This is a genomic window from Streptomyces sp. NBC_01429 (assembly GCF_036231945.1).
Classification (GTDB): Bacteria; Actinomycetota; Actinomycetes; order Streptomycetales; family Streptomycetaceae; genus Streptomyces.
The window spans coordinates 6,354,171-6,377,213 of the sequence record NZ_CP109599.1 but is presented as its reverse complement, the minus strand read 5'-3'; the positions used below and the strand labels follow the sequence as shown (position 1 = coordinate 6,377,213).

Sequence of the window (23,043 nt, the reverse complement as noted above, 5' to 3'; positions counted from 1 at the left end):
GCGTACGCCACTCTCCCGGGGCCCGGTCCGGGACCGCGAAGCGCGCGTGAGCACGAGGGAAACTCCACGCGTCCGAGCGGTGAACCATTTCCGTGCCGCGCAATCACACTTCCCGAAACCGCGTACCGATGAATAGAGACCAAGGTCCCTTGAATTTCGGGAACCATCACGGATAAGCCGCGGATAAAATACGAACCGAGACCCACTCCACATCACATCGTCATCACGAAGAGACCGGATCGACCGGTTCGGTCACTCACTCGCTGTAACGTCCTTTAGGTGCGTACCGACATCTTTGCCCGCCTGGACCGGGAGCCGGAACCGCCGAAGATAGAGATCCCGCGGATGAGCCGCACCCGCACGGCTCTCTTCGGCGGGACCTTGGCGTTCTATGTCGCCATCGTCGTCGCCGTGCTCGTCTCGTCCTCGCTGGTGATCCTCGACTGGAAGATCATGCTCTTCCGGCCCTATCAGCAGTGGCCGGACCTGCACCCCTTCCTCGACTATTTCGTGGTGCTCGGCCAGCGCGGCCCGACCGCCGTGATGATCGCGGCCTGGCTGGGCTGGCGCTCCTGGCGCCAGCACACGCTGCGCCCGCTGCTGACGCTCGGCGCCGCGCTGCTCGCGCTGAACGTGACCGTCGGCGCGGTGAAGCTCGGCCTCGGGCGGCTCGGCCCCCACTACGCGACCCAGATCGGCTCGGCGGAGCTCTTCGCCGGCGGCGATATATTTCCTTCGGGACACACCGCCAACGCCGTCGTGACCTGGGGAATCCTCGCCTATCTGGCCACCACGCCACGGGCCAGGCGCTATCTGTCGATCATGTCGGCCCTGGTCGCGCTGGGGGTCGGTGCGACGACCGTGTACCTCGGTACGCACTGGCTGAGCGATGTGCTGCTCGGCTGGGCCGCCGGTCTGCTGATCCTGCTGGCGCTGCCCTGGGCCGAGCCGCTGATCGGCCGCGCCGAACGGGCGATCCTGGAGGTGCGCGCGCGCTGGCGGGAGAGCCGCAGGCGGGTCCTGGCGGCCCCGGTGGCCGTCGGTGTCCCCAGGACGCCGGTGCCGGTCCCCCACGAGGCGGACGTCGCCGAGGAGCAGCCCTGCGAGCACGTGGGCGCCGGTCACGGCGGACGTCCGGCGGCCGCGGGCCGGGGCGCGGGTCAGCTCACCGCCCAGCCCCGGCAGCACGCGGTGCGCTCGGAGCGGACCCCGGTGACCCCGGCCGGCAGCCGCCGCCCGCCGCGCTCACGGCCGCTGACCGGCGGCTGAGCGCCCACCGGGCCCGTACCCCCGCGACAGCGCGCCCCATGACGAGAGCCCCGGCCGAGGCCGGGGCTCTCGCGGTACGGGGTGCTCGCGGGGCGGCGCCGGTCAGCCCAGCCAGCAGCGGATCACCCGGCCGTCCGCGACCTCGAAGTTGATCCGGCTCGCGACGAACTCCATCGTGATGATCGAGCCGGGCGGCAGCGCGCGCACATGCGTCCAGCCGCGCTCCCGGGCCTGCCGTTCGGCGTTCGCGGCGTCGAGGCCGACATAGGACTCGGGGGCGTCGGCGGGCTGTCGGGGTGGAGTCGGTATCGGTGCCATACCACTCACCGTAGGCGGCCGGGAGCGGTGAAGGAAGCCGAACGGGATAGCCGAACGGGAAGGTTCAGGTCCCTTGGCGGTCACGCTTGTGTCACAGGATCCCCACACGCTCCGGATGCGGCGCGCATCACTCAAACGGCCCCTCGGCGCCTTACTTCCGAAGAATTCCGCGATCTCGAAGATCACATAAATCTACCTTCGCCGAATTCCTCTTCGGGATGTCCCGTCGATCTTCCTATCCCTTTTCCGGACCGGAGAGAATTCACGCTTTCCCCGCACCGTCCGCAGGACCGCCGCACGATTCCCGTCCGGAGACCGGCCGCCGCGGGCGCCGGGGCCCCGATGGAGCGGGGACGAGTTTCGGCCAGCGGCGTGACCCCTGCCACGGCTCGCCCGTTGTCTCTGTACGAGCCGGGAACAGCCCGGCCCACGCACCGAGTTCGAGGAGCCACCCGTGCCGCGCATGCTCGATGTCAGCGAGGACGTCCGCGCCGAGATCGGCGACGAAGAAGCCGACCGGCTGCTCGCCGGCGAGAACTCCCCGGGCAGTTACGACTGCACCTCCTGCCGGACCCCCGGCGACTCCGACCAGGAGCGGACCAGCACCGTCCTGTTCGTCGGTGAGGAGACCGCGGTTCTCGCCTTCGCCCACGCCACCTGCATTCCCTCCCAGGTCGTCCAGGTCGCCGAGGACCAGCTCAAGGGAGCGGTCCGGTCGATCACCGGCAGCGAGCCGCAGCCGCCGGGCGCCGCCCCCGCCGCGGGCAGCCAGGCCGTTCTCGGTGTCACCAGCGGTCTGGTGCTCATCGAGGAAGAGCTGCACCCCGCCCTGGTCGTCGAGCCGACGGCCCCGATCGCCCGCCCCGGCTCCGACAGCGTCACCGACGAGTTCCTCCAGCTCCTGATCGAGCAGGGGTTCCAGCCGGTCGGTGATCTGAACCAGGCGCCGGGCACACTGGACGGCTGGTCGGTGCTGCTCGCCATGGGCCAGCTGCACGCCGTGCTCCAGCCCGGTACGGGCGGCGGCAGCCCGGTCGCCTGGTGGCAGGCCCACCAGCCGCTCCAGGTCACCGAGGGCTGGCGGACTGCGGCCAACAAGTCGAAGACCGTCCTGGTCTTCGCCGCCCCGGTCGGCTCGATCGGCCAGCAGCCGCGCGAGGACCTGATGCGCGACGCGCTGGAGAAGGCCGCGGCGAACGGGCGGCTGGTCGCCGCCGCGATGCCCCTGGCCGGGACGTGACCGAGGTCACCAGCCCGACCCGTCGGCTGCGGCCACCACCGTCGCAGGCGAATTCCGCCGGGAGCCCGCATCCCACGGACGACGGGGTCGTTGGCACGTACGTGCACTCATACGACCCCTCCCGCCCCCAGTACCAGAGCCAGATCCCCTCCATGCGCCCCGCGCACGACGTGGGGGACGGGTTCTCCACCACCCCGATCTACGACGCGCTCTACTCCGAATTCCGCCGCTCGTTCCGGGCGCTGCCCGGCGACCGGAGCAATGAGGAGAATCTCGGCTTCACGGCCTTCGGTACCGGCCTGCACGCCTCACACGGCGGCTACGGCGGGTACGGGGGGTACGGCGGCCTCGGCCATACGCCACAGCCGGGTTCCTGGCAGCGGGACCCCCGGCAGCACGGACGCCCCCAGGCCGCGCTGCCCCCGGGGCCGCGCCGCTCGGTCTGAACGGAGAGGTCCGGGGGGGGCCGGCAGCGAAAAACGGTGGGGCCCGGTACGGATGATCCGTACCGGGCCCCACCGCTCTGTGTCACTTCTTGCGGCCGCGCTTCTCGCGCACCCGTACGGAGATGTGGATCGGGGTGCCCGTGAAGCCGAACTCCTCGCGCAGCCGGCGCTCCACGAACCGCCGGTAGCCGTGCTCGATGAAGCCGGAGGCGAAGAGGACGAAGCGCGGCGGCTTCGTGCCCGCCTGCGTACCGAACAGGATGCGCGGCTGCTTGCCGCCGCGGACCGGATGCGGGTGGGCGGCGACCAGCTCGCCGAGGAAGGCGTTGAGCCGGCCGGTCGGCACCCGGGTCTCCCACCCCGCGATGGCCGTCTCGATGGCCGGAACGAGCCGCTCCATGTGGCGGCCCGTACGCGCCGAGACATTCACCCGGGGCGCCCATGCGACCTGGGCCAGCTCGGTCTCGATCTCGCGCTCCAGGTAGTAACGCCGCTCCTCGTCGAGCGTGTCCCACTTGTTGTACGCGATGACCAGCGCGCGGCCCGCCTCGACCGCCATCGTGATGATCCGCTGGTCCTGGACGGAGATGGACTCGCTCGTGTCGATCAGTACGACCGCGACCTCGGCCTTCTCGACGGCGGCGGCGGTCCGCAGCGACGCGTAGTAGTCCGCGCCCTCCTGGAGGTGGACCTTGCGGCGGATGCCCGCCGTGTCGATGAACTTCCAGACGGTGCCGCCCAGCTGGATCAGCTCGTCCACCGGGTCGCGCGTGGTGCCCGCGACCTCGTTGACGACGACGCGGTCCTCGCCCGCGACCTTGTTCAGCAGGGACGACTTGCCGACATTCGGGCGGCCGATCAGCGCGATGCGGCGGGGGCCGCCCAGCACCGTCCCGAAGGTCTGCTCCGGCGCCTCCGGCAGTGCTTCGAGCACCGCGTCCAGCATGTCGCCGGTGCCGCGTCCGTGCAGCGAGGAGACCGGGTGGGGCTCGCCGAGCCCGAGCGACCAGAGCGCCGTCGCGTCGGCCTCGCCGCTCTGTCCGTCGACCTTGTTGGCGCAGAGCACCACGGGCTTGCCCGCCTTGCGCAGCAGCCGGACCACGGCCTCGTCGGTGTCGGTGGCGCCGACGGTGGAGTCCACCACGAAGACCACCGCGTCGGCGGCCTCGATCGCGTACTCGGCCTGGGCGGCCACGGAGGCGTCGATGCCCAGCACGTCCTGCTCCCAGCCGCCGGTGTCGACGATCTTGAAGCGGCGGCCGGCCCACTCGGCCTCGTAGGTGACACGGTCCCGGGTGACGCCCGGCTTGTCCTCGACCACGGCCTCACGGCGGCCGATGATGCGATTCACGAGGGTCGACTTGCCGACATTGGGGCGGCCGACGACCGCGAGGACGGGCAGCGGGCCGTGACCGGCCTCGTCGATCGCGCCCTCCACCTCCTCGGCGTCGAACCCTTCCTGGGCGGCAAGCTCCATGAAGTCCGTGTACTCGGCGTCGCCAAGCTCTCCGTGCTCGTCGCCGGAGTCGATCTGGTCGTTCATGAAGTCCGTACCTCGTTCATCGTGATCGGTGCGCCACGGCTCGCGACGCACTACTGAAGTCGTGCAAAGTCCTACCGCCCGGTGAACCGCCGGGCGTACTCCAGGTGGGCGGTCAGCCGCTCCTGGATCCGTACGGTGGCCTCGTCCAGGGCCTTGCGGGTACGCCGCCCTCCCTCGCCCGCCGCGAAGGCGTCGCCGTAGACGACGTCCACCCGGCTGCGCAGCGCGGGCAGCCCCCGTATCAGCCGGCCCGGGCGCTCCGTGGAGCCCAGCACCGCCACCGGCACGATCGGTGCTCCCGACCGTACGGCGAAGTACGCGAGCCCGGCGCGGAGCGAGGCGAAGTCCCCCTCGCCCCTGCTGCCCTCCGGGAAGATCCCCAGCACACCGCCGTCCGCGAGGACCCCGAGCGTGTCGGTGATCGCGGTGCGGTCGGCGACCGAGCGGTTCACCTCGATCTGTCCGATGGAGTGCAGGAACGGGTCGAGCGGACCGATGAAGGCTTCCTTCTTGATGAGGAAGTGCACCGGCCGGGGCGCCGTGCCCATCACCATCGGGCCGTCGATGTTGTGCGCGTGGTTCACCGCCAGTATGACGGGCCCGTGCGCCGGCACGCGCCAGGCGCCCAGTACGCGCGGCTTCCACAGCCCGTACATCAGCCCGATGCCGATGCCCCTGCCGACCGCCGCGCCCTTCTCCGAGGGCGGCGCGCCCGTCGCGTTCACCCGGCGGCCCGCTTCTCCTCGACCAGGGTGACCACGCACTCGATGACCTGCTGGAGCGTGAGGTCCGTGGTGTCCACCTCGACGGCGTCCCCGGCCTTGGCGAGCGGGGAGGTCTTACGGCTGGAGTCCGCCGTGTCCCGCTTGACCAGGGCCTCCCGGGTGGCGGCGACATCCACCGCGTCCTTGCCCTTCAGCTCACCGCTGCGGCGGGCCGCGCGGGCCTCCGGGGAGGCGGTGAGGAAGATCTTGAGGTCGGCGTCGGGCAGGACGGTCGTCCCGATGTCGCGGCCCTCGACCACGATGCCTCCTGCGGCCGAGGCGGCGATGGAGCGCTGGAGCTCGGTGATGAGGGTGCGCACCTCGGGCACGGCGCTGACCGCGCTGACCCGGGAGGTGACCTCCTGGGTGCGGATCGGGGCCGCGGCGTCCGCGCCGTCCACCGTGATCGTCGGGTTCGCCGGGTCGGTGCCGGAGACCAGGACGGGCTTGGCGGCGGCGGTGGCGACGGCGGCGGGGTCGTTCACGTCGACACCGTTGGTGATCATCCACCAGGTCATCGCGCGGTACTGCGCGCCGGTGTCCAGGTAGCTCAGCCCGAGCTGCGAGGCGACGGCCTTCGAGGTGCTCGACTTGCCCGTGCCGGAGGGCCCGTCGATGGCGACGATCACCGGCTTGCGCACGGTCCGGACGGGGGATGCTCCTGTTTCCACGGGGGGCGGACACCTTCCTGGTTCACGGGGTGGATGTGCGGGGACGCGCACACGCCCCCGCACAAGGTTACCGAGTACTCGGGGCCGTCCGTGCCGCCGGTAGTACCGCCCGCCCGCTACTGCCCGCTCCCGCCCGCTACTGCCTGATCGACCAGCCGCGCTCGCGCAGGGCCGCCGCGAGGACGGGGGCCGCCGCCGGTTCCACCATGAGCTGGACGAGGCCCGCCTGCTGGCCGGTGGCGTGCTCGATCCGTACGTCCTCCACGTTGACCCCGGCACGGCCCGCGTCGGCGAAGATCCGGGCCAGCTCGCCCGGCCGGTCGCTGATCAGGACGGCCACGACCTCGTACGCCGACGGGGCCGCGCCGTGCTTGCCCGGCACCCGTACCCGGCCGACGTTGCCGCGCCGCAGCACGTCCTCGATGCCGGCCGTGCCGCTGCGCCGTTCACTGTCGTCGGCGGACTGGAGGGCGTGCAGCGACTCGACGGTCTCGGCGAGGTCGGCGGCGATCCCGGTCAGCACGTCGGCGACCGGGCCGGGGTTGGCGGAGAGGATCTCGACCCACATCGCGGGGTCGGAGGCCGCGATCCGGGTGACATCGCGGATGCCCTGCCCGCACAGGCGCACCGCCGTCTCGTCGGCCTCCTCCAGACGGGCCGCGACCATCGAGGAGACCAGCTGGGGGGTGTGCGAGACCAGGGCGACGGCGCGGTCGTGCGCGTCGGCGTCCATGACCACCGGGACGGCGCGGCACAGCGCGACCAGCTCCAGGGCCAGATTGAGCACCTCGGTGTCGGTCTCCGGGGTCGGGGTGAGCACCCAGGGCCGTCCCTCGAAGAGGTCCGCGGTCCCGGCGAGCGGCCCCGAGCGCTCCTTGCCGGCCATCGGGTGCGTACCGATGTACGCGCTCAGGTCGGCGCCCAGTGCGGACAGTTCGCGCCGGGGACCGCCCTTGACGCTCGCCACGTCCAGATAGCCGCGGGCCACGCCGTCCCGCATGGCGGCGGCGAGGGTGGTGGCGACATGGGCCGGGGGCACGGCGACGATCGCCAGGTCGACAGGGCCCTCGGGCACCTCGTCGGTGCCCGCGCCGAGCGCGGCGGCGGTACGGGCCCGGGTGGGGTCGTGGTCGCTGAGATGGACGGTGATGCCGCGCCCGGCCAGCGCCAGCGCGGCGGAGGTGCCCATCAGGCCGGTGCCGATGACGAGCGCGGTCCTCACTGGGCGATGTCCTTGCGGAGGGCCGCCGCCGCGCCGAGGTAGACGTGCGCGATCTCGGACTTGGGAAGGCCGGACTCGATATGGGCCAGTATGCGCACGACGCGCGGCAGGGCCCCGGCGATGTCCAGCTCCTGCGCGCAGATCAGCGGCACGTCGACGATGCCGAGGCTCCGGGCCGCGGCGGCCGGGAAATCGCTGTGCAGATCGGGGGTGGCCGTGAACCAGATGCTGATCAGGTCGTCGGACGTGAGCCCGTTGCGCTCCAGAATGGTGGCGAGGAGCTGCTTGACCTGCTCGTCCATGTGTCCGGCCTCGTCCCGCTCCAGCTGGACTGCCCCACGGACCGCTCGTACCGCCACGACGTTCTCCTCGGTGATCGACTGCTCCGCCCAGGGTAGTGCCGCTTCCCGGCGGCCCGGCGCGCGGACGTATCCTCTCGCGCATGACACCCGAGGCGCTGGTGCGCGACCACACGGTCTACTCCTGCGTGATGGGCTCGCGCGCGTTCGGACTGGCGACGGAGGACAGCGACACCGACCGGCGCGGGGTCTTCGTCGCCCCGGCCCCGCTGTTCTGGCGCTTCGAGAAGCCGCCGACGCATGTGGACGGCCCGGCCGAGGAGCAGTTCTCCTGGGAGCTGGAACGCTTCTGCACCCTCGGCCTGCGCGGCAATCCGAACATCCTGGAGTGTCTGCACTCCCCGCTCGTGGAGTACGCCGACGACACCGGCCGTGAACTGCTCGCGCTGCGCGGCGCGTTCCTCTCCCGGCTGGCCCACCGGACCTTCACGGGGTACGCGCAGAGCCAGTTCCGGAAGCTGGAGGCGGATGTCCGTCTCCACGGCGGCCCGCGCTGGAAGCACGCCATGCATCTGCTGCGGCTGCTCGCCTCCTGCCGGGATCTGCTGCGCACGGGAGAACTGGTCGTCGACGCGGGCGAGCAGCGCGAGGCGCTGCTCGCCGTCAGGCGCGGCGAGGTCTCCTGGCCCGAGGTCGAGCGCCGGCTGACCGTCCTGACCGCGGAGGCCGAGGCGGCGGTGGAACGCTCCCCACTGCCGCCCGAGCCGGACCGGGCCCGGGTCGAGGACTTCCTGATCCGGGTCCGCCGGGCCTCAGCCCTCGGTGCGCACCCGGACGACGAAGTCGTGCAGGGCGTCGAAGCCGGTGGGGGCGGCGGGCAGCGCCGTGGCTGACCGCGCCTCCGCCAGCTCCGTACGCAACGCCGCCACGTCCGCCTCCAGCCGGTGCCGCTCGATCCCGGCCGACGAGGCGTGCTCGGCCTCGGCCTTCGCCGCGATCAGCTCCGGCAGGTAGTCCGGCGCGGCCACCTCCCGGAGCAGGGTGGGCAGATGTGCCTGGATCCCGCCGCCGCGCATCAGGTGGATGCCGGTGAGCAGCGCGCGGAAGGTGTAGAGCAGCGGCTTGAGTTCACGGGTTCCGTCGAACAGCCGCCACTGCGTGGCCGCGAAGCCCAGGTAGTGGTGGGCGTGATGGCCGGTCAGCATGGCGGGCGCGAGCGCCACCAGCTCCTGGTGCGCGTCGGTCGTGCACACGGTCAGCGGGGAGAGCAACTGCTCCAGTACGTAGCCGTTGCGCCGCAGCAGGAGCCGTGCGAACTTGCGCAGGTCGTGGGTGACGAGGTCCATCTCGACCCCGTCCCGGTCCCATATCCGCGACCGGGTCTCCTCGGGCTCGCGCAGCCCGACCAGCGCGGCCACCGGGAGGAGATGGACGCCTCGGAGATCGACGTCCGAGTCCGCGGAGGGGAAGCCGTAGAGATGTGCCCCTGAGACCGTGGCGAAGAGCAGCGGGTCGGCCTCCCGGGCGAGGACCGGGCCCAGGTCGGTCACCGGCAGCCCGGCCTCCTTGAGCCTGCTCCGGGCCGCGGCCCCGGCCGGGTCCGCGGAAGTCGCTGTCCGTGTCGTCATGGATCAGGAGTCCCAGAGGGCGCCCAGCGACATCAGGTCGCTGCGGTACTCGATCCGCTCGGCCCACTCCTTGGGCCAGGCGCCCGCGCCCAGGTGGGCACCGGCGAACGCGCCCGTCAGGCAGGCCAGGGAGTCGGAGTCGCCCCGGGTGCAGGCGGCGCGGCGCAGGGCGGTCAGGGGGTCGGTGGGGAAGAGCAGGAAGCAGAGCAGACCGGTGGCGAACGCCTCCTCGGCGACCCAGCCGTCGCCGGTGACCAGGCAGGGGTCGGTCTCGGGCGAGGGCGTGCGCAGGGCCTCCTGGAGGCGGTCGAGGAGCACGATGCACTCGTCCCAGCCGCGCGAGATGAACGCCTCGGGCGTCGGGTCGCCGGACCGGCTCCACAGGTCGCCGAGCCAGCGTCGGCGGTAGTGGTCCCGGTGCTCGTAGGCGTACGAGCGCAACTGGCCCACCAGCGCGGCCGGTTCGCCGCCGTGCACCAGCAGGTAGACCGCGCGCGCCGTGAGGTCGGAGGCGGCGAGGGCCGTCGGGTGCCCGTGCGTCAGCGCCGCCTGGAACTGCGACGCCCCGGCGCGCTGTTCGTCGCTCAGGCCGGGGACGAGCCCGATCGGCGCGACCCGCATGTTGGCGCCGCAGCCCTTGGACGCCATCTGGCTGGCGCGCTGCCAGGGCCGTTCGCTGTCGAGGAGCCGGCACGCCGTCAGACAGGTGTTGCCGGGAGCGCGGTTGTTGTCCGGCGAGTGGTACCAGGCGACGAACTCGTCGCGCACCGGCCGCTCCAGTCGCAGCGGACCGAGCACGCCCCGGTCCATCGCCGTCCTGATGCCCCGCGCGAAGGCCAGCGTCATCTGGGTGTCGTCCGTGACGAACGCCGGGTCGGGCAGGGCCATCTCCCGCCAGGGCCCGCACTTCGCGAGGATCGAGGGCACGTCGTTGAACTCGGTCGGGAAGCCGAGGGCGTCGCCGAGCGCGAGCCCGATCAGCGAGCCCGTGGCGGCCTGTTTGGTGAGGGTCCTCGCGATGATCATGCGGTCCGTCCTTCCGGTCGATCCGGTCGCAGCAGAGGTGGATGCAGCGTGGTGGCGGCGCCCGCGCGGTACAGCGCCGCCGGTTTCCCGCGCCCGCCGGTCCGGCGGGGCGGTCCTTCCAGCGCCTCGACGAATCCGGGCGTGGCCAGCACCTTGCGCCGGAAGTTGGGGCTGTCGAGCCGCACGCCCCAGACCGTCTCGTACACCTGCCGCAGCTCCCCGAGCGTGAACGCGGGCCGGCAGAAGGACGTGGCGAGACAGGTGTATTCGAGCCGGGCGCCGATCCGGTCGTAGGCGTCGGCGAGGATGCGTCCGTGGTCGAAGGCGAGCAGCGCGTGGCCGTCGAACGGCGTCCACCGGGCCCACGCCGCGTCTCCCCCGCCGCGCGGCTCCGGCAGATCCGGTACGAGCGCCGCGTACGCCACCGACACGACCCGCATCCGGGGGTCGCGGTCCGGGGCGCTGTAGGTGCGCAGCTGCTCCAGGTGGAACGCGCCGGCCGTCTCCTCCGAGAGCCCGGTCTCCTCGGCGAGTTCGCGCAGGGCGGCCTGCCCGGCGGACTCCCTCGGCCGTACGAAGCCGCCGGGCAGCGCCCAGGCGCCCCGGTACGGGTCCTCGCCGCGCTCCACGAGCAGGACGTGCAGCCGGTTGTCCCTGACGGTGAAGACGGCGAGGTCGACGGCGACCGCGAACGGCTCGAAGTCGGCGGGGTCGTACCCCTCGGGCGCCCTCGGCGGCCCCGGCGCGGCGTTGGTGAGACTCACCACGGCCCCCCCCTCGCCTCCCCGGTCGCTTCCCCGGCCTTTTTTATAGTCACCCTGACTATAAAGCGGGACGGGCCACCGGACAAGACGGGCCGCCGGGCAGGGCAGAGGCCCGCGGCCGGTGGCCGCGGGCCTCTGCCCTTCGTTCGACGGAGCGGGCCTACAGGCCCACTTCCTTCATCAGCATGCCGACCTCGGTGTTGGTGAGCCGGCGCAGCCAGCCCGACTTCTGGTCGCCCAGCGGGATCGGCCCGAACGACGTGCGCACCAGCCGGTCGACCGGGAAGCCCGCTTCGGAGAGCATGCGGCGGACGATGTGCTTGCGTCCCTCGTGGAGGGTGACCTCGACGAGATAGTTCTTGCCGGTGTTCTCGACGACGCGGAAGTGGTCGGCCTTGGCGTAGCCGTCCTCCAGCTGGATGCCGTCCTTGAGGCGCTTGCCCAGGTCGCGCGGCAGCGGTCCCTGGATCGCGGCGAGATAGATCTTCTTCACGCCGTACTTGGGGTGGGTGAGGCGGTGGGCCAGCTCTCCGTGGTTGGTGAGCAGGATGATGCCCTCGGTCTCCGTGTCGAGCCGGCCGACGTGGAAGAGACGCGTCTCACGGTTGGTGACGTAGTCGCCCAGGTTCTGCCGGCCGTCGGGGTCGCCCATCGTGGAGACCACACCGGCCGGCTTGTTCAGCGCGAAGAAGAGATGCGACTGCGTGGCCACGGTCAGACCGTCGACCTTGATCTCGTCCCGGTCCGGGTCGACGCGCATGCCCTGTTCGAGGACGATCTCGCCGTTGACCTCGACGCGGGACTGCTCGATCAGCTCCTCGCAGGCGCGGCGCGAGCCCATGCCGGCGCGGGCGAGGATCTTCTGCAACCGCTCGCCCTCCTGCTCGGCGCCCGGGTTGGTCCTGGGGGTCTTGATCGACGGCTTCTCGGAGTACCGGTCGCGGTTGCGCTGCTCGATCTTGGCGTCCAGCTCACGCGGACGGGACGAGGCACCGCGCCGCGGACCACCGCGCCCGGCGCCGCCGGCGCGTGCGGGCTTGGGGCCGCCCTTGGCGCCGCCCCTGGCCTCAGCGCCGCGCGCGCCGGCACCCTTGCGGCCGCCGGGCGCACCGGTGGCGGAGGAACCGCCGGTGGGACCGTCCGAGCGGCCGACGTCGTAACGGCGCTCCTCGGGGCGGGGACGGGACGGACGCTTCGGCTCGTCGTCACGCCCGGCGCCCGCGCTCCGACCGGTGCCCGCGTCACGCCCAGCGCCCGCGCTCCGACCGGCGCCGGCATGCCGGCGCCGCGACCGGTGCCCGCGCCGCGACCTCCGCCGACACCCCGGCCGCCTCCGCCGACACCCCGGCCTCCGCCGGTGCCGCGGCCGCCGCCGGCGGCGCCCCGGCCGTCCCGGCTGTTCCGGCCGCCGCCGCTCCCGCTTCCGCCGCCACCGCTCCGGTTGCCGCTTCCGCTGTTCCTGTCGTTGCTTCGCATCAAAGTTCCGTCTTGTCGTCTGCGTGGGTGTCCGGGGCGTACGGTGCGTCCGGATCGAACGACGGAACGCCTTCCTGGCTCTCGGCCTCGATCGCGTCCGCCTCTGGGAGGAAAGGTGCGAGTTCGGGTAGCTCGTCCAGGCCCCGCAGGCCCATCCGCTCCAAAAAGTAGTTCGTCGTCCTGTACAGGATCGCACCTGTTTCGGGTTCCGCGCCCGCCTCCTCCACCAGACCCCGCTGGAGGAGGGTGCGCATGACGCCGTCGCAGTTCACTCCGCGCACGGCGGAGACCCGCGAGCGGCTCACCGGCTGGCGGTACGCGACGACCGCGAGGGTCTCCAGCGCGGCCTGGGTCAGCCGGGCCTGCTGGCCGTCCAGGACGAAGCTCTCGACCGCCTCGGCGTACTCGGGCCTGCTGTAGAAGCGCCAGCCCCCCGCGATCAGCCGCAGTTCGAAACCGCGCCGCTGGACCGTGTACTCGTCCGCCAGCTCGCGCAGCGCGTCCGCGACGGCCTGGCGGGGCCGGTCGAGGACCCTGGCGAGATGTTCCTCGGTGGCGGGCTCGTCGACGACCATGAGGACGGCTTCCAGCGCGGGCTTGAGGGCCGGCCGCTGGTCCGTACCCGTCCCCGTACCGGCGCCCCGGTCCGTGCCCGTACCGTGCCGCTCGTCGCTCATGCCCGCTCCCCGTTCCTCTCGCGCGTCCCCGAGCGCCGCTCCGCCCGCTCCCCCGCCGAGTCCGCCGCCGGGTCCGCCGCGCGGTCGAACTCGTCCGTCACGGCCGGTGCCGCGCCGTCCTGTCCGCCCGTCCAGCGGACCATGAGCGGGCCGAGCGCCTCGCCCTGCTCCAGGGCGACGGCCCGCTCCCGGTACAGCTCCAGCAGCGCCAGGAAGCGCGCCACGACGGTCAGGGTGTCGGCGGCGTCTTCGGTGAGGGCCGCGAAATCGGTCTCCCCGCACTCCCGCAGCCGGGCCACGACGAGCGCGGCCTGTTCCTGTACGGAGACGAGGGGGGCGTGGATGTGGTCGACGTACACCTGCGGCTCCGGCTTGCCCCGCGACGCCTTCGCCGCGAGCGCGGCGAGCCCCTCGGGGCCGATACGGATGACGACCTCGGGCAGCAGCTCGGCGTGGTGCGGTTCGAGCCCCACGGTGCGCGGGTGGCGCCGGGCCTCGGCCTCCAGCCGGGCGTCGAAGATCTCCGCGACGCGTTTGTACGCCCGGTACTGGAGCAGCCGGGCGAAGAGCAGGTCGCGCGCTTCGAGGAGGGCGAGGTCGGCCTCGTCCTCGATCTCGGCGGCGGGCAGCAGCCGGGCGGCCTTGAGATCCAGCAGGGTGGCCGCGACCACCAGGAACTCGGTGGTCTGGTCGAGGTCCCCGTCGGGCCCCATGGCCCTGATGTAGGCCATGAACTCGTTGGTGACGGTCGACAGAGCGACCTCGGTCACATCCATCCTGTGCTTCGAGATGAGCTGAAGCAGCAGATCGAACGGGCCCTCGAAGTTCGCGAGCCGTACGGTGAACCGGCCGTCGCCCTCGGCAGCAGGCTCCGCGGCAGGCTCGGCGATCGGCTCCGCCACCGGCTCCGCGGCTTCCACCGCCGCCCCGCGCCCCAGCGGGCGGCGGGGCGGACGGGCGGCGGTGGGCGGCGGAGGCATCGGGGTCCTGGTGACGGGGCGGGAGGAGCTGCTCGCGCAGGCTACCTTCAGCGTCCGCGCAGCCGTCGTACGAGGATGCTCGCGTCGCCGCGCGATTCGAGGTCGGCGAGGACCACGGCGACGGCCTCGCGGACGATGCGCCCGCGGTCCACGGCGAGGCCGTGCTCACCGCGCAGGACGAGCCGCGCGTGTTCGAGGTCCATCAGTTCCTCGGCCGAGACATAGACCGTGATCTTCTCGTCGTGCCGTTCGCGTCCGCTGGGACGGCGGTTGGCGCCCCGGCCGCGGCGGCGCTGCTGGCCGCCCTGCGGCCCGCCCGCCGGTGCCTGTCCGGCGGAGCCAGGGGGGCCCGGCGAACCGGCCTCCTGCGGTCTGCGCCCCTTCGCCGATGCGGCGGCCTGCTCCGTCTCGGCGGACCGGCCGCGCGCGGACTCGGCGGAGTTCGGGTCGGCGGCGGAGTGCTGCTCGGCCGGGGCCGCGGATCCCGCGCCGCCCGTCCTGCCCTCGCCCGCCGGGTCGCTCTCCCCGGCGGGCCCCGGCACCCTGGGCTCGCCGTTGTTGCGCCGCTGCGAGGCGGGCGACGAGGAGGTCAGCGCCATGCCGCCGGTCGTACGGAACAGCTCGTCGGCCCCGGGCAGACTCACTCGGCGTGACACCGGGCGAGCACCTCCCTGGCGAGCTGACGATAGGCGGCGGCGCCGACGGAGTTGGAGGCGTACGTGGTGATCGGCTCACCGGCGACCGTGGTCTCCGGGAAGCGCACGGTCCGCCCGATCACCGTGTGGTACACGTGGTCGTCGAACGCCTCGACCACGCGGGCGAGGACCTCGCGGCTGTGCACCGTACGGGAGTCGTACATCGTGGCGAGGATGCCGTCGAGTTCCAGTTCCGGGTTGAGCCGTTCCTGGACCTTCTCGATGGTCTCCGTGAGCAGCGCCACACCGCGCAGCGCGAAGAACTCGCACTCCAGCGGCACGATCACCTTGTGCGCCGCCGTCAGCGCGTTCACGGTCAGCAGACCGAGCGAGGGCTGACAGTCGATCACGATGTAGTCGTAGTCCTGGAGCAGCGGCTTCAGGGCGCGCTGGAGCGTGGACTCGCGCGCGACCTCGCTGACCAGCTGCACTTCCGCGGCCGAGAGGTCGATGTTGCTCGGCAGCAGGTCCATGTTGGGCACGGCGGTCTTCAGGAGCACCTCGTCGGCCGCCATGCCCCGCTCCATGAGCAGGTTGTAGACGGTGAGGTCCAGCTCCATCGGGTTCACGCCGAGGCCGACCGACAGGGCTCCCTGCGGGTCGAAGTCGACGAGCAGCACGCGCCGGCCGTACTCCGCGAGCGCGGCACCCAGGTTGATGGTCGACGTGGTCTTGCCGACGCCGCCCTTCTGGTTGCACATCGCGATGATCTTCGCGGGGCCGTGGTCGGTGAGCGGGCCCGGGATCGGGAAGTACGGCAGGGGACGCCCGGTCGGGCCGATCCGCTCGCGGCGCTGGCGTGCGGCGTCGGGGGCGAGGGTGGCCGCGTACTCGGGGTCGGGCTCGTACTCGGCGTCGGGGTCGTAGAAGTGCCCCTCGGGCACTTCGCTGTAGTCGGCGAATGGGCTGGACTCTCGCCCGCCCTCGTTGCCGGCCATGGCGTTCACGTGTTGGCCGTCCATCATCTGGTGGGCTGTCGTCATGTGCTGGTGGGTGGCGAAGGTGCGGACAGCTACGGAGCCGACAGCCTCGAACCCGGACGACGGGTTCTGGCCCCTCACCGGCATACCTGGTTGACCACCCCCGGGAGTAAATGTCGACTCATTCACAAGTCGTCTTACCTCCTTGGACGGGACCAGGAAACTTTATCGATAGGTCAGCGTGGCACCATGCCGACGGTTGGCGACTCTATGGCGTGTCACCGCTTCGCAGCAACACAATCCGCCGGACCCGGCCCGATGTGTCGGTAACGGAACATCCCTCTGTCAAGGGCGCACAAGCCTCTCACCAAGGCATGGCCCGCGTGATTTCCGTACCCATCAAACGGTTGAAAACGTTACGTTCGAGGCGTGTTGACCGGGGGTTCGGCGGGGTGCGGCACGCGATCGGCCGGACCTCGGGGAGCAAGATCCGGCCGCTGGCGCGGTGTTGACGTGACGCGTTGACGCGTCAGCCCAGAAGCGTGCCCAATTCGGCGTGATCCAGACCGTGCGCCTCGGCCACCTCGCGGTAAACCACCTGGCCCTCATGGGTGTTGAGGCCCTTGGCGAGGGCCGGGTCCCGGCGCAGCGCGCCGGTCCAGCCGCGGTTGGCCAGCTCCACGATGTAGGGCAGCGTGGCGTTGGTCAGAGCGTACGTAGATGTGTGCGGTACGGCACCCGGCATGTTGGCCACGCAGTAGAAGACCGAGTCATGGACACGGAACGTCGGTTCGGCGTGGGTCGTCGGGCGCGAATCCTCGAAGCAACCGCCCTGATCAATCGCAATGTCGACAAGTACACTTCCGGGCTTCATTCCGGCCACCAGCTCGTTCGTGACGAGCTTCGGCGCCTTCGCGCCCGGGATGAGAACGGCCCCGATGACGAGGTCCGCCTCGACGACCGCCTTCTCCAGTTCGAAGGCGTTGGAGACGATGGTCCGGACCTTGCTGCCGAAGATCCGGTCGGCCTCGCGCAGCTTGTTGATGTCCCGGTCGAGCAGGGTCACCTGGAAGCCCATGCCGACGGCGATCTGGGTGGCGTTCCAGCCGGAGACCCCGCCGCCGATGACCACGGCCCGGCCCGCGGCCGTGCCCGGGACACCGCCCGGCAGCACCCCGCGCCCGCCGGCGGAGCGCATCAGGTGGTACGCGCCGACCTGGGGCGCCAGCCGACCGGCGACCTCGGACATCGGGGCGAGCAGCGGCAGCGCGCGGTTCGCGGTCTCGACGGTCTCGTAGGCGATGGCGGTGGTGCCGGAGTCGAGCAGGGCCTCCGTGCAGGCACGGGAGGCGGCGAGGTGCAGATACGTGAAGAGCGTCTGGTCCTTGCGCAGCCGGTGGTACTCCTCGGCGACCGGCTCCTTGACCTTGAGCAGCAGGTCGGCGGCGGCCCAGACCTCGTCGGCGGTGGCCAGGATCCGCGCGCCGGCGGCCGTGTACTCCTCGTCCGTGATCGAGGAGCCGATGCCGGCGCCGTGCTCGACGACGACCTGATGGCCCTGGTGCACCAGCTCGTGCACACCGGCGGGTGTGATGGCCACCCGGAATTCGTTGTTCTTGACTTCGCGGGGGATACCGACCAACACGGCAGATCACGGTCCTTGACTCAGGGGACTCCCGGGGCAATCCCATACATACCCGGACACACGTGGCGCACGGGAAGACACCGCGGGCGAATGCGGCAGAGCCAGTCTAATGAAGGATTTCTCGCTGTCTAGCCTTGCAAAGCATCAATCTCCAGCCGAAGCGCTACGGATTTCGTAGGTGTTATCCCTCGGTTTCCAGGAGTCGATCGGAGGTGGCCCGGTGCAGCCTGGCCGCCGTGGGGTCCCCGAGCCGGTCCAGGGTGTCGGCCAGCCGGAGCTGGAGCGCGGCCTGGAGCCGTACGTCCTGTGCCTGCCGCGCCCATTCGACCGCCTCCTGGCAGGTGCGCAGCGACTCCTGCGGCCGGCCCGCGTACTCCTGGACCCGGGCCACCTCGCTCAGCGCCCGCGCCAGGCCGGCCGGTTCCTGGAGCCGGCGGTGGACGGCGGCGGCGGCCCGCCAGTTGCGCAGCGCCTCGCCGTAGCGGCCCGCGTAGGTGTGCACGGTGCCGAGGCGGCCGTACAGCCGCGCCTCGTCGGCCCGCTCCCCCCGGCTCAGCCGCTGGGAGAGCGCCCTTCCGTACCAGTCGGCCGCGCGCTGCCAGTCGCGCAGGTCCTGGTGGGCCCCGCCGATGGATTCCATGGCGCGGCCGGTCGCGTAGAGGTCGCCCGCCTCGCGTCCGGCGTCCAGCGCCGCGCGGTAGCGCACGAGCGCGTCGTGGGTACGGCCGGTCCTGGCGTCCAGATCGCCGATGTTCAGCAGCGCCGCCGCCCGTTCCCGGTGCAGCTCGCGGCGCTCGGCGATGTCCAGGACCAGCTGGTGCAGCCCGTACAGCTCGGGCGCGGCCGCCTCGGTGCCCCGGTGCGCGGCGAGCGCCCTGACCAGCGCGGCCACCAGCCTGCGGGCGAGGGTGTCCAGCTCGCCGTCGGCGACCGCGAGCCGGGCGGAGGCCAGCAGCGCGGGCCGGCGCGAGTACAGCCACGCGTCGGCCGACCCGGCGTGCGGGAAGCGCAGCGCGCGCGGCAGTCCGGCCAGCCGCAGCCGGGCCGGGGAGCCTTCGGGATCCGTGACCGCGCGGCAGGACTGGAGCAGCCGTACGGTCCGCTCCAGCATCCGCGCGCGGGCGAGCTGCACCTCGGCGGGCCGGTCCTCGCGCTCCATGACGGCCCGCAGCAGCGGGACCAGACAGCCGGGCACCACGTACTGGGGCTCGGCCGCCCCGGAGTCCGGGTCCCGGAAGTCCAGCGGGCCCGGGTCGGGCGTCGGGGCGTCGGCCCGGTGCAGCAGGCCGCGCGCGGTGAAGTCGTCCAGCGCGACCCCGGCCGCCGACACCGAGCAGCCCGCCAGCGCGGAGGCGGTGTGCGCGTCGGCGAGACCGGCGGGGGCGAGCGCGAGCAGTCGCAGTATCCGGGCGGCGGGCCCCGGCAGGCTCTCGTACACCAGCTGGAAGGCGCGGGCCAGCGGCCGGTCCCCGACCGGCCGCTCGGCGTCGTAGGGCAGCGCGCGCAGCCGCTTGGCCGCGTCGGCGACCGAGGCGGTGGGCCGGGCGGCGAGCCAGCCGCCCGCCAGGACGAGCGCGGCGGGCTGGCCCCCGCACTCCTCGGCGAGGGACTCGGCGGCCTGCGGGTCGACGGTGATCCGGACGGATCCGGCGAAGCGCGCGAGCAGTTCGATGGCGGCCTTGGCGTCCATGCCGCCGAGCGTGCAGGGGCGTACGTCGGGAATCCCGGTGAGCGGCCCCTGCGCCACCGCGACCACCAGGCAGCCGGGGTTGTCGGGCACCAGCGGATCGACCTGCCCGGCGTCGACCGCGTCGTCGAGGAGCAGCAGGACCCGGCGGACGGCCAGCGCCTCGCGGACCATCTCGGACAGCTCGTCCTCCCCCGCGCCCGGCGGGGTCGCGACCCCGAACACGCCGAGGATCTCGCGCGCGGTCCGCTCGGTGGGGACGGGCGCGCCGCCCGCCTCGGTCAGCCGCGCCCTGACGACTCCGTCGGGGTAGCCGGCGGCGAGCTGCCCGGCCAGCTCCCGGCCGAGCGCGGTACGTCCCGAGCCGGGGCGTCCGGCGATCAGCAGGACCCGGGCGCGGGGCTCCTTGCGTCCGGAGATGGTGTTGAGTCCGGCGCGCTCGATGTCGCCGTGCAGGGCCTTCAGTTCGCGCTGGCGCCCGAAGAACAGCCCGTCGGGCTCGGGCCGTACCGGGTCGGGGGTACGGAGCGGCTGGGGCGGCCGGACACCGGCGGGGCCGGCCGGGCCGGTCAGCAGCGGCGCGGCGGAAGCCTCGACGACGGCGGCGCTCTCCGGTTCAGGACCGAGGTCGGGAGCGGGACCCGGGTCCGGAGCAGGGCCGGCCTCGGGAGCGGAATCGGCCTCGGGAGCGGGACCGGTCTCCGGAGCGGGACCGGCCGTCGCGGCGTCGTCCGCCTCCGGCCGCGCCGCCGGGGATTCGGGCGCGGGGGCGGGCCCGGCCTCGTGTGTTCCGCCACCGTGCGTCACGCCGTCCGGCGCGGGGTCCGGCTCCGGGTGCCGGTCGCGGCCGCTCTCGCGCACGGGGTCCGTGGTGGATTCGGCACTCTCCGGGACGTTCGTCCGGCTCTTCCCTTTCGCGCGGGAACTCCGCTTCGACGGCTTCCGTTCCGACCCGGCGCGGTCGCTCCGCCGCGTTTCCGACGGAGCGTCAGATGCCGTCGCCGCCACCGAGGTTGACTCTTGTTCAGGAGCGTCGCCGCCCCCGGTCGCCCGCGCGCGGCCCGAGCCGCTCACATCCACCGCCTGATCCGTCACGGGCCACGCTCCGTCCGCCTGCGCACGAGCCGAGCCCGGCGGGTCTCCGCCCGGGCGGTTCGAGCGTAGTTCACTCTCTGCGACGGAACCTGAGGAGCGTGGCCGGGGATTCCCCCGATCGGATCAGCATTTCGTCAGATCAGAGGGCCGAAAGGGTCAGGATTCGAACGGGCGCGCGGGCCATGGCGCGTCGGCCGGCCGCAGCGCGTCCGTACCGTCGCCCGCCAGCGCCGCCGTGAGCGCGAGCACCCCCACCGCGAGGCAGTTGTTGTGCAGCTCACCGGCGAGCACACCCCGTACCAGCTCCGGCAGGGCGACCCGGGCCAGCTCCATGTCGGCCTCCTCCTCGGAGACCTCGAAGCGCTCGCCCTCCGCCGCCGACAGATCGCGGGCGAGGAAGATCCGTACCGCCTCGTCGCAGCCGCCCGCCGTCGTGTAGACGTCGGTGAGCACCCGCCAGTCCTCCGCCTTGACGTGTGCCTCCTCGTACAGCTCGCGCTGCGCCGCGTGCAGCGGGTTCTCGCCCGGCACGTCGAGGAGCCCGGCCGGGATCTCCCACAGCTTCTGGCGCACCGGGTGCCGGTACTGCCGCAGGACGAGCACCCGGCCCGTCCCGTCCAGGGCGAGGATCGCGACGGATCCGGGGTGGACCTGGTAGTCCCGCTTCACGACCGTGCCGTCGGGCATGACCACATCATCGGTACGGACACTGGTCTTGTTGCCGCGGAAGGGCGTCGTGGTCGCGGTGACCCGCCACTCCTCAGGGGTGTCCTTGATGGTCATGGCAGCGTCCTCCCACAGTGGCGCACAAGCGGAAACCGGGGCACCGGTCCGCACGACCCGTACCCCGGCTCCCACCGTATCCCCTGCGTCACGCCCTACGACTGCTTGGCCGGCGGCGTGAGCGCGACCGCGTTCTCCCGGCGCTCGACCGCGGCCTTCACCAGCCCCGCGAAGAGCGGGTGCGGGCGGGTGGGCCGGGAGCGCAGCTCCGGGTGGGCCTGGGTGGCGACGAGGTACGGGTGCGTGGCGCGGTCGTACTCGACGTACTCCACCAGCTTGTTGTCCGGGGACCTGCCCGAGAAGACCAGGCCCGCCTTCTTCTCCAGCTCGGCGCGGTAGGAGTTGTTGACCTCGTAGCGGTGGCGGTGGCGCTCCTCCACGTACGGCTGGTCGCCGTAGACCTCGCGCACGATCGAGCCCTCGGCGAGCTTCGCCGGGTAGAGCCCGAGCCGCATCGTGCCGCCGAGGTCACCGGCGCCCTCGACGTAGGCGAGCTGCTCCTCCATCGTGGAGATCACCGGGTGCGCGGTGCCCGAGTCGAACTCGGTGGAGTTGGCCTCGGGGATCCCGGCGAGATTGCGCGCGGCCTCCACGACGATGCACTGGAGACCCAGGCAGATGCCGAGCAGCGGGACCTTGTTCTCGCGGGCGTACTGGATCGCGCCGACCTTGCCGGTCACCCCGCGCTCGCCGAAGCCGCCGGGGATCAGGATCCCGTCGACGTCGCCGAGGTGCCTGGCGGCGCCGGCCTGCGTCTTGCAGTCGTCGGAGGTGACCCACTTCACGGTGACGCGCGCCTTGTTCGCGAAGCCACCGGCGCGGATCGCCTCGGTCACCGACAGATAGGCGTCCGGCAGGTCGATGTACTTGCCGACCAGCGCGATGGTGACCTCGTGGTCGGGGTTGTGCACCCGGTCCAGCAGATCGTCCCAGACCGTCCATTCCACATCGCGGAACGGCAGGTCCAGCTTGCGGACGACATAGGCGTCCAGGCCCTCGGTGTGCAGCACCTTGGGGATGTCGTAGATCGACTTGGCGTCCACGCAGGCCACCACGGCCGCCTCGTCGACGTCGCACATCAGCGAGATCTTGCGCTTGATGGAGAGCGGCACGTCCCGGTCGGCCCGGAGCACGATCGCGTCCGGCTGGATGCCGATGTTCCGCAGGGCCGCCACCGAGTGCTGGGTCGGCTTGGTCTTCAGCTCGCCGGACGGGCCGATGTACGGCAGGAGCGAGATGTGCACGACGAAGACGTTGTCGCGGCCCACCTCGTGGCGCACCTGGCGGACGGTCTCCAGGAACGGCAGCGACTCGATGTCGCCGACCGTGCCGCCGACCTCGGTGATGACCACGTCGACGTCGTCGGTGGCCATCCGCCGGATGCGGTGCTTGATCTCGTTGGTGATGTGCGGGATGACCTGGACGGTGTCGCCCAGGTACTCACCGCGCCGCTCCTTGGCGATGACCTGCGAGTAGACCTGGCCGGTGGTGACGTTGGCCGAGCCGTCGAGGTCCACGTCGAGGAAGCGCTCGTAGTGGCCGATGTCCAGGTCGGTCTCGGCGCCGTCGTTGGTGACGAACACCTCACCGTGCTGGAACGGGTTCATCGTGCCGGGGTCGACGTTCAGGTACGGGTCGAGCTTCTGCATGGTGACCCGCAGACCGCGCGCCTTGAGCAGTGCGCCCAGGCTGGAGGCCGTCAGGCCCTTGCCGAGGGAGGAAGCGACCCCCCCGGTGACGAAGATGTGCTTGGTCGTCGAGGAAGTCGAGGATCGGTTCGGCATGGCCAAGAGGGGGCTCCCGTGGTCGCGGTCTGAGGTGCGTACCGGTATCCCGGCCGGAAGAGGCGGGGGTGCCGGTCGCTGCGGTTTCGGGGTCTCTTTGCTGCGCAGCGA

The 23,043-nt window shown here is 72.2% G+C and carries 21 protein-coding genes and 1 pseudogene; 4 read left to right on the top strand and 18 right to left on the bottom strand.

All coding sequences use genetic code 11. From position 1 onward, the window contains the following. Positions 1–279 precede the first annotated feature (279 nt). Positions 280–1,269 carry a phosphatase PAP2 family protein gene (locus tag OG627_RS28115; protein WP_329069743.1) on the top strand — a complete coding sequence of 330 codons (990 nt, stop codon included), beginning with the start codon at positions 280–282 and terminating at the stop codon, positions 1,267–1,269. Between the two features lie 102 nt (positions 1,270–1,371). Here OG627_RS28115 and OG627_RS28110 read toward each other — a convergent pair whose 3' ends face one another. After that, positions 1,372–1,587 carry an I78 family peptidase inhibitor gene (locus OG627_RS28110; protein ID WP_329069741.1) on the bottom strand — a complete coding sequence of 72 codons (216 nt, stop codon included), beginning with the start codon at positions 1,585–1,587 and terminating at the stop codon, positions 1,372–1,374. A gap of 454 nt (positions 1,588–2,041) precedes the next feature. Here OG627_RS28110 and OG627_RS28105 point away from each other — a divergent pair, with 454 nt between their 5' ends. Beyond that, positions 2,042–2,827, top strand: a complete 786-nt coding sequence (locus OG627_RS28105; protein WP_329069739.1) for a hypothetical protein — start codon at positions 2,042–2,044, stop codon at positions 2,825–2,827. Between the two features lie 101 nt (positions 2,828–2,928). Next, positions 2,929–3,273 carry a hypothetical protein gene (locus OG627_RS28100; protein ID WP_329069737.1) on the top strand — a complete coding sequence of 115 codons (345 nt, stop codon included), beginning with the start codon at positions 2,929–2,931 and terminating at the stop codon, positions 3,271–3,273. 82 nt (positions 3,274–3,355) lie between these two features. Here OG627_RS28100 and der read toward each other — a convergent pair whose 3' ends face one another. The 5 genes from der to aroH form a co-directional block, all read right to left on the bottom strand. After that, on the bottom strand, positions 3,356–4,816 hold the full coding sequence (gene der / locus OG627_RS28095; protein ID WP_329069735.1) for a ribosome biogenesis GTPase Der: 1,461 nt from the start codon (positions 4,814–4,816) through the stop codon (positions 3,356–3,358). Between the two features lie 71 nt (positions 4,817–4,887). Next, a complete protein-coding gene (locus OG627_RS28090) occupies positions 4,888–5,472 on the bottom strand; it encodes a lysophospholipid acyltransferase family protein (RefSeq protein WP_329073045.1) in 585 nt (194 codons plus the stop codon). Between the two features lie 65 nt (positions 5,473–5,537). After that, positions 5,538–6,251 carry a (d)CMP kinase gene (gene cmk / locus OG627_RS28085; protein ID WP_329069733.1) on the bottom strand — a complete coding sequence of 238 codons (714 nt, stop codon included), beginning with the start codon at positions 6,249–6,251 and terminating at the stop codon, positions 5,538–5,540. 136 nt (positions 6,252–6,387) lie between these two features. Next, positions 6,388–7,473, bottom strand: coding sequence for a prephenate dehydrogenase (locus tag OG627_RS28080; RefSeq protein ID WP_329069732.1), 1,086 nt, complete (start codon positions 7,471–7,473; stop codon positions 6,388–6,390). Beyond that, positions 7,470–7,832 carry a chorismate mutase gene (gene aroH, locus OG627_RS28075; RefSeq protein WP_329069730.1) on the bottom strand — a complete coding sequence of 121 codons (363 nt, stop codon included), beginning with the start codon at positions 7,830–7,832 and terminating at the stop codon, positions 7,470–7,472. The genes OG627_RS28080 and aroH overlap by 4 nt, the downstream gene beginning before the upstream one ends. An 83-nt stretch (positions 7,833–7,915) precedes the next feature. Here aroH and OG627_RS28070 point away from each other — a divergent pair, with 83 nt between their 5' ends. Then, positions 7,916–8,665 carry a nucleotidyltransferase domain-containing protein gene (locus OG627_RS28070; protein ID WP_329069728.1) on the top strand — a complete coding sequence of 250 codons (750 nt, stop codon included), beginning with the start codon at positions 7,916–7,918 and terminating at the stop codon, positions 8,663–8,665. Here OG627_RS28070 and OG627_RS28065 read toward each other — a convergent pair. From OG627_RS28065 to OG627_RS28010, 12 genes and pseudogenes are all read right to left on the bottom strand, one after another. Further along, positions 8,585–9,400, bottom strand: a complete 816-nt coding sequence (locus tag OG627_RS28065) for a nucleotidyltransferase domain-containing protein (protein WP_329069726.1) — start codon at positions 9,398–9,400, stop codon at positions 8,585–8,587. The two genes, OG627_RS28070 and OG627_RS28065, sit on opposite strands and share 81 nt — an antisense overlap. Positions 9,401–9,403: 3 nt before the next feature. Beyond that, positions 9,404–10,426, bottom strand: a complete 1,023-nt coding sequence (locus OG627_RS28060) for an ADP-ribosylglycohydrolase family protein (RefSeq protein ID WP_329069725.1) — start codon at positions 10,424–10,426, stop codon at positions 9,404–9,406. Next, positions 10,423–11,190: an NUDIX hydrolase gene (locus OG627_RS28055; protein WP_329069723.1), complete on the bottom strand. Its 768-nt coding sequence runs from the start codon at positions 11,188–11,190 to the stop codon at positions 10,423–10,425. Before OG627_RS28055 ends, OG627_RS28060 begins: the two co-directional genes overlap by 4 nt. Positions 11,191–11,350: 160 nt before the next feature. Further along, positions 11,351–12,666 (bottom strand): annotated as a pseudogene (locus tag OG627_RS28050) (pseudouridine synthase). Continuing rightward, entirely contained in the window at positions 12,666–13,241 is a 576-nt protein-coding gene (gene scpB / locus OG627_RS28045; RefSeq protein ID WP_329073043.1) for an SMC-Scp complex subunit ScpB, read from the bottom strand. The pseudogene OG627_RS28050 and the gene scpB overlap by 1 nt, the downstream one beginning before the upstream one ends. A 98-nt stretch (positions 13,242–13,339) precedes the next feature. Next, positions 13,340–14,323 (bottom strand): segregation and condensation protein A, encoded by a 984-nt coding sequence (locus OG627_RS28040; protein WP_329069721.1) that lies wholly within the window; start codon positions 14,321–14,323, stop codon positions 13,340–13,342. 47 nt (positions 14,324–14,370) lie between these two features. Beyond that, positions 14,371–14,967, bottom strand: a complete 597-nt coding sequence (locus OG627_RS28035) for a hypothetical protein (RefSeq protein WP_329073041.1) — start codon at positions 14,965–14,967, stop codon at positions 14,371–14,373. After that, the gene (locus OG627_RS28030) at positions 14,964–16,085 is read right to left on the bottom strand and encodes a ParA family protein (protein ID WP_114625862.1); all 1,122 of its coding nucleotides are present in this window, start codon (positions 16,083–16,085) and stop codon (positions 14,964–14,966) included. Before OG627_RS28030 ends, OG627_RS28035 begins: the two co-directional genes overlap by 4 nt. A gap of 382 nt (positions 16,086–16,467) precedes the next feature. Then, positions 16,468–17,583 (bottom strand): alanine dehydrogenase, encoded by a 1,116-nt coding sequence (gene ald, locus OG627_RS28025; protein WP_329069720.1) that lies wholly within the window; start codon positions 17,581–17,583, stop codon positions 16,468–16,470. A 181-nt stretch (positions 17,584–17,764) separates the two neighbouring features. Then, the gene (locus OG627_RS28020; protein ID WP_443073552.1) at positions 17,765–20,131 is read right to left on the bottom strand and encodes a tetratricopeptide repeat protein; all 2,367 of its coding nucleotides are present in this window, start codon (positions 20,129–20,131) and stop codon (positions 17,765–17,767) included. A 390-nt stretch (positions 20,132–20,521) separates the two neighbouring features. Further along, on the bottom strand, positions 20,522–21,148 hold the full coding sequence (locus OG627_RS28015) for an NUDIX hydrolase (protein ID WP_329069718.1): 627 nt from the start codon (positions 21,146–21,148) through the stop codon (positions 20,522–20,524). 95 nt (positions 21,149–21,243) lie between these two features. Further along, positions 21,244–22,932, bottom strand: coding sequence for a CTP synthase (locus OG627_RS28010; RefSeq protein WP_329069716.1), 1,689 nt, complete (start codon positions 22,930–22,932; stop codon positions 21,244–21,246). Positions 22,933–23,043: the final 111 nt, after the last annotated feature.